Below are 280 nucleotides of genomic sequence, written 5' to 3'. Positions count from 1 at the left end.
TGTATGAACAACATAAAATAAGAGCGCAGAAGATAGACTGGGGTTATCATGAGTTTTTACCATGGGATAAGGGAATGGACTTTAAAAGAGTTCCTTGGGATGAAAGTCAAGTTACTCTCCCTTCTGGTGTAATTACGGCCATTGAAACAGCTTTATTAACAGAAGTGAATTTGCCATGGTTTACAACGTATTTATCTGCGACTTTTAAAGGATCCCTTTCTGTTATTACAGACTTCATTCATACTTGGACCTCAGAAGAGGATCAACATTCGAATTTATT

Annotated in this window: 1 protein-coding gene; it reads left to right on the top strand. The window is 36.8% G+C overall.

Annotated elements, in window-relative coordinates:
* Positions 1–280, top strand: a 280-nt coding sequence (locus HMPREF2590_RS14020; RefSeq protein ID WP_176748660.1) for an acyl-ACP desaturase, incomplete at both ends; no start/stop codon positions are given.

The organism is Bacillus sp. HMSC036E02, assembly GCF_001836235.1.
Lineage (GTDB): Bacteria > Bacillota > Bacilli > Bacillales > Bacillaceae_G > Bacillus_A > Bacillus_A cereus.
Note: the sequence above shows the minus strand (reverse complement) of the source record. Positions and strands in the feature narration are given on the sequence as shown.